10 protein-coding genes are annotated in these 18,535 nt (G+C 47.0%); 5 read left to right on the forward strand and 5 right to left on the reverse strand.

Going from position 1 to position 18,535, the window contains the following annotated elements; all coding sequences use genetic code 11:
- Positions 1-30 precede the first annotated feature (30 nt).
- Genes astB through AACS90_RS19040 form a run of 3 tightly spaced genes read left to right on the forward strand, consistent with a single transcriptional unit; the run spans position 31 to position 3,832 of the window.
- Positions 31-1,374, forward strand: coding sequence for an N-succinylarginine dihydrolase (gene astB / locus AACS90_RS19030; protein WP_099121139.1), 1,344 nt, complete (start codon positions 31-33; stop codon positions 1,372-1,374).
- Between the two features lie 12 nt (positions 1,375-1,386).
- Entirely contained in the window at positions 1,387-2,361 is a 975-nt protein-coding gene (gene astE / locus AACS90_RS19035; RefSeq protein WP_099121140.1) for a succinylglutamate desuccinylase, read from the forward strand.
- Between the two features lie 46 nt (positions 2,362-2,407).
- Positions 2,408-3,832 (forward strand): amino acid permease, encoded by a 1,425-nt coding sequence (locus AACS90_RS19040; RefSeq protein ID WP_099121141.1) that lies wholly within the window; start codon positions 2,408-2,410, stop codon positions 3,830-3,832.
- Positions 3,833-3,966: 134 nt separating this feature from the next.
- Here the strand turns inward: AACS90_RS19040 and AACS90_RS19045 are convergent, their stop codons facing one another.
- Positions 3,967-4,632, reverse strand: a complete 666-nt coding sequence (locus AACS90_RS19045) for an ArsR/SmtB family transcription factor (RefSeq protein WP_099121142.1) — start codon at positions 4,630-4,632, stop codon at positions 3,967-3,969.
- 163 nt (positions 4,633-4,795) lie between these two features.
- Between AACS90_RS19045 and AACS90_RS19050 the strand changes: the two genes are divergently transcribed.
- Complete coding sequence (locus AACS90_RS19050) at positions 4,796-6,199, forward strand: MFS transporter (RefSeq protein ID WP_099121143.1); 1,404 nt, start codon at positions 4,796-4,798, stop codon at positions 6,197-6,199.
- 218 nt (positions 6,200-6,417) lie between these two features.
- Here the strand turns inward: AACS90_RS19050 and AACS90_RS19055 are convergent, their stop codons facing one another.
- Positions 6,418-6,945, reverse strand: a complete 528-nt coding sequence (locus tag AACS90_RS19055; protein ID WP_099121144.1) for a hypothetical protein — start codon at positions 6,943-6,945, stop codon at positions 6,418-6,420.
- A gap of 289 nt (positions 6,946-7,234) precedes the next feature.
- The gene (locus tag AACS90_RS19060; protein WP_099121145.1) at positions 7,235-14,656 is read right to left on the reverse strand and encodes an amino acid adenylation domain-containing protein; all 7,422 of its coding nucleotides are present in this window, start codon (positions 14,654-14,656) and stop codon (positions 7,235-7,237) included.
- Positions 14,657-14,877: 221 nt separating this feature from the next.
- On the opposite strand from AACS90_RS19060, the gene AACS90_RS19065 reads away from it, so the two are divergent.
- The gene (locus AACS90_RS19065) at positions 14,878-15,012 is read left to right on the forward strand and encodes a hypothetical protein (RefSeq protein WP_255712258.1); all 135 of its coding nucleotides are present in this window, start codon (positions 14,878-14,880) and stop codon (positions 15,010-15,012) included.
- 53 nt (positions 15,013-15,065) lie between these two features.
- Here AACS90_RS19065 and pta read toward each other — a convergent pair whose 3' ends face one another.
- Both pta and ackA read right to left on the reverse strand, forming a co-directional pair.
- The gene (gene pta, locus AACS90_RS19070) at positions 15,066-17,210 is read right to left on the reverse strand and encodes a phosphate acetyltransferase (protein ID WP_099121146.1); all 2,145 of its coding nucleotides are present in this window, start codon (positions 17,208-17,210) and stop codon (positions 15,066-15,068) included.
- A gap of 76 nt (positions 17,211-17,286) precedes the next feature.
- Positions 17,287-18,489, reverse strand: coding sequence for an acetate kinase (ackA, locus tag AACS90_RS19075; protein WP_086956170.1), 1,203 nt, complete (start codon positions 18,487-18,489; stop codon positions 17,287-17,289).
- Positions 18,490-18,535 lie beyond the last annotated feature (46 nt).

Here is an 18,535-nt window from a genome sequence, read left to right on the forward strand (position 1 = left end):
CTAAGGACAGCAGGGAGAACAGAGGTCACTATGTCGGGAATTGAAGCAAATTTTGATGGTTTAGTGGGTATGACCCACCATTATGCCGGGTTATCAATGGGCAATGAGGCCTCGATAAATCATCGCGGGCAGCAATCCAATCCTCGTAAGGCGGCCTTACAAGGGTTAACAAAGATGAAAGCACTGTCAGATATGGGATTAGTGCAGGGGGTTTTACCTCCACAACAGCGGCCTGATTTATCTGCTTTACGGCAGCTAGGGTTTACGGGAAATGATGCACAGGTGCTGAATAAAGCAGCAAAATACTCCCCATTGCTGTTATCCAATCTCAGTTCAGCTTCTTCCATGTGGACAGCTAATGCAGCCACGGTATCCCCTTCTGCTGACAGTGCTGACCAACGTGTACACTTCACGGTGGCAAACTTAAATAACAAACTGCATCGTTCACTGGAAAGTGTGACGACATCCCGGGTGTTAAAAGCTGTTTTTTCAGATCCGAATTACTTTGTTCACCATGCCCCATTACCTCAACATGCTGACTGGGGAGATGAAGGCGCGGCAAACCATAACCGTTTTTGTGGTGAATATGGTGAAGCAGGTGTGCAGCTATTTGTATATGGCCGCAGTGCTTTCCGGGCCGGGCCGGTACCAGAGCGTTATCCCGCCCGTCAGACACTGGAAGCGAGTGAAGCAATTGCACGCTTACATCAACTAGATGAAAGGAAAACTGTTTTTGCTCAACAGAACCCTATCGCCATTGATAGCGGCGTTTTCCATAACGATGTCATTGCGGTCAGCAACAGGAATGTATTCTTTTATCATGAGCAAGCATTTTTAAATCAGCAGTCAGTCTTGAATGAAATTGAGGAAAAGCTGGCGCACCTCGGGCAAAACCTGATCCCTGTTGAAGTGCCTGCATCAAAGGTATCCATGCAGGATGCAGTCAGTTCTTATCTTTTCAACAGCCAGTTATTAAGCTTGCCTGAGGGTGGGATGGCGCTGATTTTACCAGAAGAGTGCCGACAGAACCCTAATGTATCATCCTATCTACAGTCTCTGGTTGCGACGGGTGAAAGCCCTATCAGTCAACTCCATTTCTTTGATTTGCGCGAAAGTATGCGTAATGGCGGTGGGCCAGCCTGCCTGCGTCTTCGGGTGGCGATGCAAGAAAAAGAACTGACAGCGGTTAATCCGGCAGTGATTATGACACCGGATCTGTATCTGAGCTTAACTGACTGGGTTGAACGTCATTATCGAGATTCTTTATATACCGCTGATCTGGCTGATCCACAGTTGCTGACAGAAGTCTGCTCCGCTCTGGATGAATTAACCCAGATCCTCAGACTCGGTTCAATCTATGAATTTCAGCGCTAATCAGGAGGATTGATGGATTTACTTTCCCCATTACTTGAAAATAAGCTTGAAAGTACACTGAGTTTCCCGTCTACATTAACCGCTAAATGGCTGGCAGATGGTGTATTACAGCTGATCCCACAAGAGAGTAAAAGCGATACGCTGATTATTTCCGCAGGAATTCATGGTAATGAAACGGCCCCGATTGAAATATTGCTCCAGCTATTAACACAACTGGTGCAGGGGAGTCTGTCGTTGCAGCATAACCTGCTGCTCATTTTCGGCAATTTGCCTGCCATGCGTGAAAGTAAGCGCTATATCCATAACGATCTCAATCGCATGTTTGGTGGCAGGTATCAGAATTTTCCTTCCGGAAATGAGACACAGCGGGCAGTTGAGCTGGAATCTGTGATACAGCAGTTTTTTCAGGAGCCTGCGGTTATGGCATCAACACGCCGCTGGCATCTTGACCTGCATACAGCAATTCGTGGTTCCTGCCATGAACAATTTGCCTTACTGCCTTTCCAGCAGCGTGAATATGCGCCTGACCTTCTACAATGGCTGGAAGGCAGTGATATTGATGCGATGGTTTTTCATAAAAGTGAAGGCGGAACATTCAGCCAATTTACCAGCCAGTATTTCAATGTAGACAGTTGCACGATGGAAGTTGGCAAAGTCTATTCTTTCGGGCAGAACGATCTGGCTAAATTCAGCAATATTACAGCAGCATTACAGAAGCTGATTGCTGGCGTATTTTCTGTGAAACGGCAAAAACCGGAAATAAAACGTTACCGGGCAGTTGATTCAATAATCAAACAGGACAGCAGTTTCCAGCTTCATATTCCGCAAGATACAAAAAACTTTACAGCCCTGCCGGACGGTTTTGAAATTGCCAGTCAGGAAAATCAATCCTGGAAAATTACTTCTCCGGCAAACTTTATTTTATTTCCTAATGCTAACGTTGCCATTGGTCTGAGGGCAGGCCTGTTATTGGAGCAATTAACCTGATCAATCCATATCTATTCATATAAAAAGAAAAACCTGGAGGTTAATGATGACGAATACGGTAAAAACACCTGCGGAGCAATCCGCAGGTGCGCAGAAACTTCACCGTGGATTAGGAAAACGTCATGTCCAGTTGATTGCCATTGGCGGCGCTATCGGGACTGGTCTATTCATGGGAACAGGAAAAACCATTGCTGTATCAGGTACCTCTATCATTCTGACTTACCTGCTGATTGGCTTTTTTGCCTTTATGGTGATGCGGGCGATGGGAGAGTTGTTACTCTCCAACTTGGATTACCGTACCTTTGCTGATTTTGTTGCTGATTACCTTGGGGAAAAAGCCAGTTATTTTCTCGGCTGGACATATTGGATGAGCTGGGTAGTGAGCTGTATTGCGGATGTCGTGGTCTGTGGTGGCTATATTCAGTATTGGTTTCCTGATATTTCCCTCTGGTTTACCGCGTTGTTCATTCTTGGATTAATGTGTTTATGTAACTTTTTTTCAGTCCGATTGTTCGGTGAGACGGAATTCTGGTTTGCCATGATTAAGGTTGTGGCGATAGTTGCATTGATTATTGTTGGCGTGGGTATGGTTGCTATTGGCTGGACATCACCCAATGGGGTCACGGCTTCTGTTCGCCATCTGACTAACCCGGAAGTCTTCCTGCCCAATGGCGTATTTGGTTTTCTGGCCGGTTTTCAGATTGCGATTTTCTCTTTTACTGGTATTGAACTAGTCGGCACTGTTACCGCTGAGACGAAAGAACCGGAGAAGATTTTACCGAAATCCATCAACAGTATTCCCATTCGCGTTATTATCTTTTATGTGTTTTCCATGATGTGCATTATTGCTGTAACTTCATGGCCTCACATCTCTCCGGAAGTCAGCCCGTTCGTTACGCTATTTGCACTGGCAGGATTACCGGCTGCCGCCGCAGTGATTAATTTTGTGGCACTGACATCGGCGATGTCTTCAGCAAACAGCGGATTATATGCCTGTACCCGTATGTTATATGGCCTGTCTACTGAAAAATTGGCTCATAGTTGGTTCGGGCGACTTTCAGTAAATAGTGCAATTCCTGTTTTCAGCCTGATATTTTCTGTTGTCTGCATGGCAAGTGGTGTACTTCTCTTGTTTATCGTTCCCGATGTAATGAAGCTATTTACCATTGTTTCCACTGTAGCCGCCATCATGGTTGTTTATAGCTGGTGTATGATATTGCTTGCTTATCTGGCTTACCGTAAAAAACGCCCTGATTTACATGAGAAGTCCATCTATAAAATGCCGATGGGCATTCCGATGACATGGTGCACTCTGATATTTTTCGCTTTTACCGTGGTTATCATGATTTTTGATTACGATACGCGTATTGCCTTATATGGCACACCAATCTGGTTTGTTATCCTCGAGGTTTTATGGCGTATGCGGAAAAAACGGCAGCAGCAAAGAAGGGTTATAGATGCAGTTGATTGATTGATAATGTTGAGGATTTATTGAGCCAAAAGATCTGTTTAAATGCTATTTATAGCGCTCGGCATTATCTTATGTTTAATAGCCAGCCAGATGGCTTTTTCCACCGAATCATCTGGCCGGAATATAAGGTAAAGTCAGCGTTCTAAAGCCTCTACGCGCAAACCTGCTGCCCGCCATCCCGGAAAACCTTCTCCGACTCGCAGCGCTTTAAATCCTTCCGACCGCAGTAATGAAACAGCCTGAACAGAGAGTACACAGTATCGTCCGCCACAGTAAGCGAGAATATCCTGATTACGTGGTAACTCCTCAAGGTGGTGTTCAAGGGTTTCTGTCGGTATGTTAATGGCTCCCGGAATATGCCCTGCGGCGTAATCTTCTTCTGAGCGGACATCCAGCAATAGTACACCTTCTTCTTGCCTGCTGAGCAATTCTTCAATAGAAATACCTTCGAAGTGCTCCGGATAACGAATGCTGTCAGAAACGACACGCTGGATCTCAGTTTGCTGATAGGCGAGATAGTCCCGTAAAGCAACAAGTATGTTTGCTACCGGTCCATCGCCAATTCTGTACAGAACATGCTTGCCTTCACGACGGGTCTGGACGAATCCGGCACGCCGCAATTGCTGTAAATGTTGTGAAGTATTGGTAATGGATAGCCCGGATATTTCTGCTAAATATTCCACTGAACTTTCACGCCTAAATACGGCTTCAAGCAGGGTTAGTCGATGTGAGTGCCCGAGCGTTTTAGCAAAATCAGCCATTTCATTAATAGCATGAGCAGTAGGATCAACTGTTTTCATAAGCAACCGTTTCAGATAACAAAAAGTTCGAGTATCGAGATGTGCAATATAAATAGCATAATTAATTCATCTTCACCATTGATCCATTAATTGTTGGAATGATAGATTAATGTCTTTGATCGCAAAACGAGCAATTTCATGTATAAAACTGATGAGGTAATTTATGAGTTCTAATATTGCCCCTTCTTGGGGGGAACTACTTTCCGGCCGCAACGGCCTGATCTCAATTGCACTCGCAGGCGGTGTCGCATTACATGCAATCAATATCTATATTGCTACAACAATCCTGCCATCGGTTGTTCGGGATATTGGCGGGCTTGAGTATTATGCATGGAATACAACTTTATTCATGGTCGCATCAATTATTGGTGCGCCATTGTCTAAAAATGTGCTGAGTCGTTTCGGGCCTCGCGCTGCTTATCTTGTGGCTCTTGTCGTTTTCTGTGTAGGAACGCTGATATGCGCAGCAGCAACAGATATGCAGTGGATGCTTGTTGGGCGTTTTATACAGGGTTTTGGTGGCGGGATTTTGTTTGCTCTCAGTTACGCACTTATTCGTATCGTATTTGATGAGCGATTATGGCCCCGAGCGATGGCGATGGTGTCTGGTATGTGGGGCATTGCAACACTTTGTGGTCCGGCCATCGGTGGGATTTTTGCGAACGGGGATACATGGCGTCTCGCATTTATTGCTCTTTTGCCGGTTGCTGCTGTACTTGCTGTGATTGTGCTTGTTCAGTTGGCGATTTATCAAAAATCTGCGGTGCAGACAGAGCGGGCTGCAATTGGCAAGATCCTGCTACTTGGGGTCTCAGTGCTTATTATTTCGGTGGCAAGTCTGTCGAAGTTGGTTTTTATCAATATGGCTGGTGTCGTTATTGGTCTTGCGATTGTGGTATTGATTGCCCGCTTTGATCGTAAATCGAAAATTAAACTGTTGCCGACAGGTGCTTATGATATTCGTGCTCCTCTTGGCGCCATTTATGCCTGTATGAGCCTGCTTGTTATCGGTATGACAACTGAGATATTTGTACCTTATTTTTTGCAGGTCATTCATGGTTATCGCCCATTAATAGCGGGTTATGCGACTGCATTGATGGCGGCAGGCTGGACGCTTGGTTCGTTGTTCAGTTCCGGGCGTAGCACACAGATTGCACAGATGTTGGTTCGGCATGGCCCCATTCTGGTTGTAATTGCGCTTATCATGCTGGCAATCATCATGCCATCGCAATATCTGTTCAGCCCGGCTTTCGGCATTATATTGATGTGTATTGCACTTGCTGCGGTTGGTATTGGCATTGGCGCTGCCTGGCCGCATATGCTCACACAGGTATTTACGAGTGCGCCTGTCGGTCAGGAAGATCTGGCATCGACCTCGATCACAACCGTGCAATTGTACGCGACAGCAATCGGCTCCGCGCTTGCTGGTATTGTGGCAAACATTGCCGGATTCTCTGAACCGGGTGGTTTAGCCGGCGCTCAAAGTGCCGCAGTGTGGCTGTTTGCGGTCTTTGCGATAGCTCCGATACTGGCTGCATTTGTTGTGCGTCGTGTACGTATTACATGATTTTAATTTGATTTATAGGCTATTTTACTAATTCACAAATGAATCAAAGTAAAAAGCATCCACAGGGGCAATTAGCCCCTTATTATTATTTTGGTTTTTTAAATTAGTTAATATCAAGGATGGCCGAGTAATTTACCCGATTGAGAAATACCTGCCGTTTTCACTATTCGATGAAATAGTCTCGTAAACTCTCGATGGAATAATGAGTGAAAAAATACTTAAATTTCATCATATAGCCAGAGTTCCATCATTTGATGGTTTTGTATGTGCTTAATATATTCAGCCTTGCTCCAATACGGGAATTGTTCGTAATGTTCAATAATATCCACTATATCCTGGTTTTTCCCGGTAAAATAGGCCTTTGTTTTGTCTTTGTCTTCACCAAAGATCGGCTCAATATCCATTGAACATCTGGCGTCAAAATTGGTACCAAATTTAGTTCGGTAGAATAACAGAGTATCTTCTATATCTGCCATAGTTAGGAGCATATATGATAATGCTCTCATAAGGTAAGGACTACCTTCATAGAGGCGACAACACTCGATTTCCTGTGTCAATAAAAAACGAATAAGTGGTTTATGCTGGGCGCTAAAAACAGGATAGAGCTCTTGAGTAATACGTCTACGATTATGCCAATTAGCATCAAAATTTACACCATAACCTTCTTTACTATTATCGAGTACGGTCAGTGGTGAGAGTATTTCTTTAGGGAGATGGTGAAAATTCTGGATTATATACTCATACATATCTGTTCCTTTTTGTGTTTCTTACATTCATATAATATGATTTTTGTGCATAAATTCCGTGTTCAAAAAATGAAAATGGCGTTTTTAATTTTTAAAAGCATTAGCTACCTTAACACAGGGAAATATGCTGTCATATTTATATCAGTATATATTCTCTCTTTAATAAAACCTGAAATAGAGAATATGAGGCAACCTGTAAGATGAAATGTATACATCCCTGATAATAAATAAGTCGATTTCCAAGTCACATAACTGCATCGTTAGTTATGTGACTTGAGTACTTTTATTGCTATTGCGGTTTCCGAGGCACCAGAATTCTATTGACAGAGTCGGCTAGTTGGTTAATCAGGGGTTGTCGCATAATCGAATAGTGTGTGCCACCGATAGGATGGAGTGTGGAAGAGTTTGCCACAACGCCCTGCCAGCCGTGCCATTCATCTCCATCAATAATAAAGTTTTCCGCTTTATAAAGATGGATCGGTAACTCTGACGCCTGTGGAATATAATCTGTGCTCAGCTGATCCAGAAACTCAATCGTACCAATATGCAGGAAGAGATTTTCACGTGTGTAATAGGTAGGTAACCATTGGCAGTCTATACAATGATTAACGATCTGTTCAACATCATTAAACTGATAAAGCACTTCCAGCGTATGATCATTAATCTCCGGTATGGATATTTGCAGATATTTGATAATCCTGTTGATACGTTGTTGTGTCGTATTCATTAATTTATCAGGCAGGGTGGAATATCGACTGATGTTTCCCGAATCAATCATGCCCAAAAATGTGACTTCCTCACCATCATGCATTAATTGCATGGCTATTTCATAGGCGATTACGCCTCCCAGAGACCATCCGGCAAGACGATAAGGGCCGTGAGTCTGTACGTGCCGAATAGCCTGTATATGACAGGCCGCCAGAGCGTTAATAGATATTGGTGGTTCGGCGAGTGTATGAATACCAAGCGCCTGTAGCGCATAAATGGGTAATTCAGGAGGAAGCAGGGCAGCCAGAGATGAATAAACCAGCGGGTTGCCAGTAAGTTCGTGTACAAAAAACAGTGGTGGCAAACTTCCCTCAGGGCTTAGCGGGACTGGATTGATATTGCGGGAGAACGCAGGGGTAATCGTCTGTTTACGCACGGCGATTGCCAGTTCACACAATGTCGGGCAAGTAAACAATGTGGTCAGAGGAATTTCCATGCCTTGTTGATGCATACGTGCTAGTAGCTGTGTTGCATTGAGTGAGTGACCACCCAGTTCGAAAAAATTGTCATAGCGACCAACACGATCTAAACCCAGTAATGTCTGCCAGATTTCAGCCAGTGTAGTTTCCAGAGCATCCATAGGTGCTTCGTAATTGTGGGTTATAAAGGCTGTCTGATCCGGTGTGGGTAATGCCTGAAGATTTAGTTTGCCGTTGACGGTTAGCGGAAAGGCATCAAGGATAACAAACGCACTGGGGAGCATATAATCGGCAAGCTCTTGGGAGAGTTGCTGGCGGAGATCAGCTGGTATCAGTTTTGCCGCCGGTTCAGCTATCCCCTGTTCGGGAATCAAATAAGCTACAAGGCGTTTATCGCCGTGCTGGTCTTCACGGGCGACCACAACTGCCTCGCGTACTCCGGGATAGCGAGTCAGTTTAGCCTCAATTTCCCCCGGTTCGATGCGAAAACCACGTAGTTTAATCTGAAAATCATTGCGTCCCAGATATTCAATGTTGCCATCGGGTAACCAGCGCCCTAAATCGCCGGTTTTATACAGTCGGGCTTTGGTTTCTGTTGAAAACGGATCAGGCAAAAAACGCTCTGCGGTCAGTTCAGGGCGATTCAGGTAACCACGGGCAACGCCGCTTCCACCGATATAGAGTTCTCCCATAACACCCATTGGGACGGGTTTACCATGATTATCCAGAATATAAATTTGCGTATTGGCAATGGGATAACCAATCGGCAGGGTTTCTCCGGTATAAGCAGAATGACGATCAACTTTCAATACGGTGGCAATAACAGTCGTTTCCGTCGGGCCGTAAGAGTTAATCCAGTGGCATGACTGGGTTTCCGGCAATGTCTGCCAGATCATCAGGTGGCGTAGTTCAGCTTTTTCACCACCCACAATCACCAGCCGCAGAGACGGGCTGAAGCCACAACGTCCGGCGACCATTTCCTGTACCCACATATGCCAGAATGCCGTTGGTAAATCAGCGACTGTGATTTGCTGCTGTTGCAGGAATCGGGCAAAAGTATTATCCGGAACACGCAGTTCTGACGGGCACATCACTAAGGTTGCACCGGTGGCGAGTGTGGCGAAGATATCTGATACGCTGGTGTCGAATGCAACGGAGGTAAACTGGAGTACGCGGTCAGCTGGTGTTAGTTCATTGATCTGGCGTTGAACGTGTATGAAGTTAACCACATTGTGATGTTCAATCATCACGCCTTTTGGCTGACCAGTGGAGCCGGAAGTATAGATAATATAAGCCAGATGGTGTGGTGCCAGCCCCAGTTGCTGCGAATCCGGATTATATGTCGGTTGTTGCGCCATACATTCGGTATGACTGTTATCATCCAGCACCCATATCGGCATATCGGCAGATAAACGGGTTTTTAGGTGTTGTTGGGTCAGTAATAACGTCGGTGTACAGTCTGACAGAATATAGTTCAGAAGCTCGGTCGGGTAATTCGTATCCAGCGGTACATAACCCGCGCCGGCTTTCAAAATACCGAGCAAGCCAATCACCATATCGACACCACGTTCGACACAAATCACGACACGATCATCCGGTCGTACACCGGCATCAATCAGGGCATGAGCCAGCTGGTTGGCTTTTTGGTTCAGTTCGCGGTAGGTGAGCTGAACTTCTCGATTCATTGGCTCTGCGTGAATCAGTGCGATGACATCCGGTGTGAGGGTCGCCTGCTGTTCAAACAACTGTTGGAGTAACATATCCTGTGGGCAGTCAATTCTGGCACTGTTAAATTCTTCCAATAACTGACTGCGTTCTGCCGGTGGCAGAATACTGAGGGATTGAATATTCTGTTGCGGCATATTTTGCAATGTTGTCACCAGTGTTTTCAACGCAGTATTCATATAAGCGTTAATGCGTGCCGGATTAATCTGGTGATTGCATTGTGCGGTTAACGCAAAACCATCTTCGAAATCGTCCACATCCAATGACAGCGGGTAATTACTACGTTCTTCACTGTTGAATATCTGAATACCTTCCCATACCGGCGACTCGGCTAGTTGATTGCTACGTGGGCTATGACGGAAGTTAAGCAGACTGTTGAAAAGGGGTTGGGGTGCCTGAATACCACTGCAATACTGAGCAATCGTCAGCGGAGTCTGTTCATGTTCCAGCAATTTGCTGAGTTGCAGATGAGTCTCCTGTACCACTTTTTGTACAGTGCGTTCCTGCAACATAATGCGCACTGGCAGCGTGTTAATAAACATACCAAGAACCTGAGAAGCCCCTGCACCTTGTAATGAACGCCCTAATAAAACGGTACCGAAAATAACATCTTCCCGTCCGCTGCATTGCGCAAGAACCTGTGCCCATGCGATATGGAACAGAACGGCAGTACTGACACCCTGTTGACGGGTGCAGTCACGTAGCTGATGCGTTAATTGATCATCCAGTGTTAGTCTGGCTTTCTCTATCTTATTGAGTCCTTCATGATTTCCCCGCACATTGCATAAGTTAAAGGGCAGAGTTGGTTCGTCCACATCTCCCAGCAGTTGGTGGAAATAGTCCCGATGTTTTTCAATCGGCACAGTGCGGATCTGAGCGATAAAATTACGGTAAGGCAGGGCGGGAGGTAATGTTAGAGGATGGTGCTCTTTACCACGAACGGACAGTAATTCCCTGATTTCCGCAATAATCAATCCTAGCGTAGTATGATCGCTGACCAGATGGTGGAAGCACAGGGACAGCAGCCACTCGTTCTTATGGGGATTATAAGCAATATCGGCAGAGAAAAGCGGTGCCTGATTCAGATTGAGGCGCCGCTGGTGTGGATCGGTATATGCCAGTAACTGAGATGAAACATCCTGTTCGTCATCCGGAGCAATAAAAGTATTTATTTTCAGGGTGGCCTGTCGCCAGACCACCTGAACGGGTTGGGTCAATTTCTGCCAGCAGAAAGCAGTCCGCAGGATATCATGGCGGTCTATCACTTGTTGCAGGGCCTGAAGGAAAGCCTCCCGCCGTTCACCGGAATCAAAGGCCAGCAAGCAGCTTAACAAATACGCATCGCCGTTTTCCTGCATCTGGTGATGGAACAGGATACCGGCCTGTAATGGGGAAAGCGGGTAAATATCCTGCACATTAGCCGCACCGCCGGTGACAGTGGCAACAATGGTATCAATTTCGTTTTGTGATAGCGTCACCAGTGGCAACATATCGGGTGTTATTGCTGTGCAACCGTCAGGAATGCCATTGGGGGGAATAAGATTGTCCGACGCTCCTCGTCGCACCTGTATTGCCTGCGCCATATCCATAAGTAATGGTGCAGTAAAGATACTGAGTACGTCCAATGCATACCCTTGGCTGCGCAGTTGTTCAATCAGGCTGACGGCAATCAGCGAATGGCCGCCCAGTCTAAAGAAATGATCGTGACGACCGACCCGTTCCAGCCCCAATAAATCCTGCCAGATGTCCGCCAGTGTAGTTTCTACCTCACCCACCGGCGCAACATAATCACGTGTGATTATCGCGGCGGGGTCAGGGCCGGGAAGCGCCCGACGGTCAAGTTTGCCGTTAGGGGTCAGCGGGAAAGACTGTAAGATAATAAACGCACCGGGCAGCATATAATCGGCAAGGCGCTGGGATAGTTGCGCATACAGTTCCGCCGGAATGAGCTCAGCGCCGTCCTGCGCCAGCAGGTAAGCTACCAGTTGTTTCTGGGAGCTTTCATTATTGTCACTGGCATTGTCACGAAGCATAACAACAGCCTCACGTACTCCCTCGCATCGCATCAAGCTGGCTTCGATTTCTCCCGGTTCAATGCGGAAACCCCGCAGTTTCACCTGAAAATCATTGCGGCCAAGGTAGTCAATATTGCCATCCGGCAGCCAGCGCCCGAGGTCGCCGGTTTTGTACAGTCGGTCATTCGGTTCAGTGGAGAACGGGTCGGGCAGGAAATTCTCGGCGGTCAGATCAGGGCGGTTAAGATAACCCCGTGCCACTCCGGCACCGCCAATATAAATTTCACCGGTTACCCCCAGCGGCACCAGTCGCCTATGTGAATCAAGAATATAGATCTGAGTGTTGGCGATGGGGCAACCAATCGGAATGGGACATACAACATCAACAGGCGATGTTATCGCATAGGTGGTTGCAAAAGTGGTGGTTTCTGTCGGGCCGTAGCCGTTAATCAGATGAGCAGGCCGGTACTCAGCCAATTGCACCCGCTGTATTTTGCCCGGATCGAGGACATCCCCGCCGACCAGCAGATAGCGTAGTTGCCCGAACAGCGGCATCAGCGTTTCCCGATAAGCATTGAACAAGCCGGTCGTTAACCACAGGGCCGTGACTTTCCCGCAGATCAAGGTGTCACGGAAATGCTCGGGGTTGAGCAGCACGGATTGGGCAATCACATACAGACGCCCGCCATTGAGCAGAGGCGTCCAGATTTCCCACGTTGAGGCATCAAACGCAATATTAGCGCAATGTGCCACGCAGTCATCCGCTCCGATATCAGCATAACTACTGTTGATCACCAAATGATTCACATTGCGGTGTTCAACCATAACGCCTTTGGGTTGCCCCGTTGAACCGGACGTGTAAATCACGTAAGCCAGATGGCGTGAGGTCAGCCCCCATGCCTGAGCATTCGGGTTATGGGTTGGCAGTTCCGGGGCCGCCTCTAAAGTTCCGGAAGCGTCCAGTGTGTATACAGGCACGGTATCAGGCAGTTTGTCGCGCTGCGCGGCCTGAGTCAGTAACACGACCGGAACGGCATCGTCCAGTATATCCGCCAACCGTTCGGTCGGATAAGCCGGATCAAGGGGCACATAAGCCCCCCCAGCTTTCAGGATACCCAACAGGCAGACGATGAAGGCCGGACTGCGCTCGATACACACGGCGACCCGATCATCAGGTTGAACCCCCAAGGCAATCAGAGCATGTGCCAGTTGATTGGCGCGTTGATTCAGTTCGTTATAGCTGAACGTCTGTGTTTCGCCGATGACAGCAATCGCCTCCGGTGCCAGTATGACCTGTTGTTCAAAGAGCGTTTGGATAAGAGCGGATTGCGGGAAATCGGCCTGTGTGGCATTGAAGTCCACCAACACCTTTTGTCGCTCTTCTTCGGGCAAAATAGGCAAATTGATTATCGGCGTATCCGGTGAAGTCAGGGCTGCATCAAGCAGGACAGCAAGACGAGAGCGGAGAGCCGTCACTTCCGTGGCAGTCAGATATTCACCAGAGTATTTGAACTCAATGGTGGCAGACTGAAAAGTATCTTCGGGAGCCGCAGTATCTATAAATTGCTTGATTCTGACGGAAAGGGGGTAAGGATTTCTATTTTGTGTATTAACACAGGTAACGCGGATGTCCTCTCCTTCCAGATGTAGATTGGCTTCAAACGGTTCGAGTGACAGGGTGATATCGAATAATTGAGTTATTTCTGTTTTCTGCTGAATATGAATGTGCCGGTTAAGATCTGCAATCGGGAAACGGTGATGTTTATAGCAACTTTTCACCTCCGCGGCTGTTTTGTTCATAATGTCACGGAACGTATCTTCCGGAGAAATGGTCACTTTTATCGGGAGCACGGATGCAAAAAGCCCGATGGTGTGTTTTTGTCGGGTATTTTTGCGGTTGTGTATAGGCATCCCGATGACGATTTCATTCACATCCGTTGTCCGGGCAAAATAGCACACCAGAGCGGAATGTATAATGTACAAGAAGGACGATTTCTGTTCGGTGGCAATGTTTTTGATACGGTTAAAAAGTGTCTGGTCAATTGACCAGAAAATAGGTTCAGTTTGACTGTGCTGCATTCCATACTGCATCGTGCGATTGGATTTCATCGGGGGGAGCAAAGGAGATGGCGGATTTTCATAGCGTTCCAGCCAGAATTGCAGGTCATCCGCGTAGTTTGGTGAGGCCAGATAAGCCAGATCATCTGTAATAAAATCAAGGTAAGAAGGGGCAACTTTGTTCAGAGGTTCTCCCTTCATTAGCCTGTTATAACGATCAATAACCTCATCAAGTAGTATGAATGCTCCAATCCCATCAATGATTATGTGGTGACAGCAAAACTGCCAGTATCGACGTGTATGACTCACTTTGAATAATTCGGAATGCCAGAGCGTTTCATTTAAATGAAACGGTTGCATAAATCGGGTATCGAGATATTGCCTTGCTTTGGTTTCTGCATCTGAATGCGATGAAAAATCATAGATGGGGACGGATACAGTGCAATGATCAGCCACTGTCTGAACCGGAAGAGTATGGGTATTAGTGAGCTGTAAACGTAGGGCATCATGCTGCTCAACAACCGTTTCAAAGGCGTGAATAAACTGGGTCTCGTCCAGAACGCCTTCAATACAGATAAAAATACCAACATTGTAGTTGGATTGATCTGGTTGGCTGACTTGATCGAACCAGATAGCCTGCTGTGGTGAGCTGAGAGGATAGGAAATCAGATCGGAACTTGTAATGGCTAAGGAACTTTCAGAGGTACGGTTGTGATTGTATGGCATACCTATTTCTCCTAATAGCAATTCAAAATAGTTTTCGAAACTAAAATTTTCACTTTATTTTTATATGGTTAGCGTTATTTCCTTTTGCCTTTACAGACAAATCAAAGATGTCAGAAAAATCTGAACCCTGATGAGATGATTTGTGCTCAAAAGCGTTGTGGCTGGCAGAAATAATAAATCAGCAAAACTATATCTATGCAAATTTTTTTTATGGTGATTAAGTGAGCGCCAGAACGTATGTGATCAGGGTTTGTGGGTATGAAATGTGCGTTGTGAAATGGCTAATCGACAATGATCACTATCTGAAACAGGATAATGGCGAACTGGAAGGGGGATGTGTAGCTGTGGTTTTATAAACAATCCCGGCAAATTGCCGGGATTGTTCAGATAAGAATAACGCGGCAGGAAATTACGCGTTTTCTTGCTGAGTTGCCTGAATAGCAGTCAGAGCAACGGTATAAACGATGTCATCAACCAGTGCGCCACGGGACAGGTCGTTAACTGGTTTACGCATACCTTGCAGCATTGGTCCGATAGAAACCAGATCCGCAGAGCGCTGTACCGCTTTATAAGTGGTGTTACCGGTGTTCAGATCCGGGAAGATGAACACGGTAGCCTGACCAGCAACTGGTGAGTTTGGTGCTTTGGATTTTGCTACGTCTGCCATGATTGCCGCATCGTACTGCAATGGACCATCGATGATCAGATCAGGGCGTTTTTCCTGCGCCAGACGGGTTGCTTCGCGAACTTTCTCAACATCACTGCCCGCACCAGAGTTACCGGTGGAGTAGGAGATCATGGCAACGCGAGGATCGATACCAAATGCTTTTGCAGAGTCTGCGGACTGAATGGCGATTTCAGATAGTTGCTCTGCGGTTGGATCCGGGTTGATTGCGCAGTCACCGTAAACCAGTACTTGTTCTGGCAGCAGCATAAAGAACACGGAAGAAACCAGAGAGCTGTTTGGCGCGGTTTTGATTAACTGCAATGGCGGACGAATAGTGTTTGCCGTTGTATGAACTGCACCGGAAACCAGACCATCAACTTCATTTTGTTCCAGCATCATGGTGCCGAGAACAACGTTGTCTTCCAGTTGCTCGCGAGCTACAACTTCAGTCATGCCTTTATTTTTACGCAGTTCAACCAGACGTGGAACATAACGTTCACGTACAGTTGCCGGGTTAACGATTTCAATACCCGCACCCAGTTCAACACCCTGAGCCGCTGCAACACGGCGGATTTCTTCTGGATCACCCAGCAGAACACATTCCGCAATGCCACGCTCAGCACAGATAGCCGCAGCTTTAACGGTACGTGGTTCATCACCTTCTGGCAGAACAACACGTTTGCCAGCCTGACGCGCCAGTTCGGTCAACTGGTAGCGGAATGCCGGTGGTGACAGGCGATTCGGACGTTCAGAAGTCGCTGCCAGAGAATCGATCCAATCGTTGCTGATATGCTGCGCAACATAGTTTTGCAGTTTCTCAATACGCTCGTGGTCATCCGCAGGAACTTCCAGGCTGAAGCTTTGCAGGTTCAGGGAAGTCTGCCAGGTGTTAGTGTTCACAGTGAAAACTGGCAGGCCAGTATTGAATGCACGCTCACACAGTTCACGAATAGAATCATCAATTTTGTAGCCGCCGGTCAGCAGAACTGCGCCAACTTCGATGCCGTTCATCGCTGCCAGACAAGCAGTGATCAGAACGTCAGGACGATCTGCGGAAGTCACCAGCAGGGAACCCGGACGGAAGTACTCCAGCATGTTAGGGATGCTGCGAGCACAGAAAGTCACAGATTTGATACGACGGGTCTGGATAGCGCCTTCGTTAACGATCTCAGCTTTCAGGTGTTTTGCCATGTCAATCGCACGGGTTGCGATCAGATCAAAACTCCATGGAATGCAGCCGAGAATTGGCAGCGGGCTGTTTTTGAATACGGTTGCCGGATCAACATTAGTAACAGTTGCTTTCGTTGCTTCGTCGAAGATTTCAGACAGATCCGGACGGGTACGACCTTGGTCATCAACCGGTGCATTCAGCTTATTGACAATAACACCGATGATGTTGTTGTTCTTGCTGCCGCCGTATTCTGCACGGCTCAGTTCAATCTGCTCTTTTAATTGCTCTGGAGTGTGAGTACCCAGCGCAGTGACGAACACGATTTCTGCATTCAGTGTTTTGGCAATTTCATAGTTCAGAGACTGGGCAAACGGATGTTTGCGGGTCGGAACCAGACCTTCGATCAAAACCACTTCAGCGTCTTTGGTGTTAGCGTGGTAGTTAGCCACGATTTCTTCCATCAACACATCTTTTTTATTAGTGGCCAGCAGGGATTCTACATGAGCCATAGCCAGTGGTTCAGCAGCGTGAATACTGGTGTGGGAGCGGATGATCGTTGTGGTTCTGTCCTGGGAGCCGCTGTTACGTGGCTGGGCGATAGGTTTGAAGACACTCAGGCGAACGCCTTTTTGCTCCATGGAGCGGATTACACCCAGGCTGACACTGGTTAAACCAACGCTGGTGCCAGTAGGGATCAACATAATTGTACGGGACACGGAAACCTCTTTAACGGTTGCTGGTCAGTCAAGCAATAACCGCCAGCATGGCTGGCGGCTACCGGAAATCTATTATTTATGCAGTCAGGCGAGCTGAATCCTGAGCGATCACCAATTCTTCATTGGTTGGGATCACCAGAGCAGGACGGCTGTTATCAGTTGTGATCACACCGTCTTTACCGAAACGTGCTGCAAGGTTGCGCTCGTGATCGTACTCGAAGCCCAGCAGAGCAATTTTCTTCAGGGTCAGTTCACGAACCAGTGCAGAGTTCTCACCGATACCGCCAGTAAATACGATAGCATCCAGACGGCCTTCCATCAGTGCGCTGTAAGCACCAATGTATTTAGCCAGACGATGGCAGTAAACATCCATTGCACGCTTAGCGTCAGCTTTGGTTTCGTAGTTGTCTTCAACGTAACGGCAGTCGCTGGTCACTTCAGTCAGGCCCAGTAAGCCAGATTCTTTAGTCAGCAGAGTGTTGATCTGATCAATGCTCATGCCCATAGCGTCGTGCAGATGGAATACGATAGCTGGATCGATGTCACCACTACGAGTACCCATTACCAGACCTTCCAGTGGAGTCAGACCCATTGAAGTGTCAACACACTGACCGTTAACAATCGCAGAAACAGAACCACCGTTGCCCAGATGGCAAATGATAGTATTCAGTTCTTCTGCTGGCTTGTTCAGCATTTTTGCTGCTTCACGGGAAACGAAGAAGTGGCTGGTGCCGTGTGCGCCGTAACGACGGATTCCGTGCTCTTTATACAGGTTGTATGGCAGAGCGTACAGGTAAGCTTCTTCAGGCATAGTCTGGTGGAAAGCAGTATCGAATACGGCAATGTTTTTCTCAACCAGATGAGGGAATGCTTTTTTCGCTTCAGCGATACCGATCAGGTGTGCAGGGTTGTGCAATGGTGCGAATGGGATCGCAGCTTCGATGCCTTCGATAACTTCATCAGTGATGATGACAGAAGAAGTGAATTTTTCACCGCCGTGAACGATACGATGACCGATGGCTGAAATTTGTGCAGAAAGTTCTGGCTTTTCAGACAGAATAGTATTAACAATGAAGTTCAGCGCTTCACTGTGTGCTGCGCCGGCACCTAAAGCAGCTTCGTTTTTCGCGCCATCAATTTTCCATTTGATACGAGCTTCAGGCAGACCGAAGCACTCAGCCAAACCAGAAAGATATTCTTCACCATTAGCAGGATCGATGATAGCGAATTTCAGAGAGGAGCTACCGCAGTTAAGAACCAGTACCAGCTTACTTGACATGGAATTACCTATTATCTTGTTGTGATCTAATCTTAAATAAGAAAAA

Source organism: Xenorhabdus sp. KK7.4 (assembly GCF_963876465.1).
Classification (GTDB): domain Bacteria; phylum Pseudomonadota; class Gammaproteobacteria; order Enterobacterales; family Enterobacteriaceae; genus Xenorhabdus; species Xenorhabdus stockiae.